Origin of the sequence: Paenibacillus sp. BJ-4, assembly GCF_020404765.1 — a bacterium.
Classification (GTDB): Bacteria; Bacillota; Bacilli; order Paenibacillales; family Paenibacillaceae; genus Paenibacillus.
Genome location: NZ_JAIVEM010000117.1, coordinates 1 through 242, shown reverse-complemented (window position 1 = coordinate 242; position 242 = coordinate 1). Strand labels below are relative to the sequence as shown.

The window sequence follows — 242 nt, the reverse complement described above, 5'->3', positions numbered from 1 at the left end:
GTTTGAGGAACAGGCGGAGCGCACGCCGGAAGAGGCGGCCGTCGTGTACGAGAACGACCGGCTGACGTATGCGGAGCTGAACGAGCGGGCGAACCGCTTGGCGGCTACGCTGCGCGCAAGCGGCATCGGCCGGGAGTCGATCGTCGGCATTCTCGCCGAGCGTTCGGTGGACTTGCTGGTGGCCGTGCTGGCCGTCTGGAAAGCGGGCGGGGCGTATGTGCCGCTCGACCCGGATTATCCGG

Annotated in this window: 1 protein-coding gene; it reads left to right on the top strand. The window is 68.2% G+C overall.

All coding sequences use genetic code 11. The features are described from left to right. Window positions 1-242, top strand: a 242-nt coding sequence (locus LCF57_RS28245) for an AMP-binding protein (RefSeq protein WP_226001968.1), incomplete at both ends; no start/stop codon positions are given.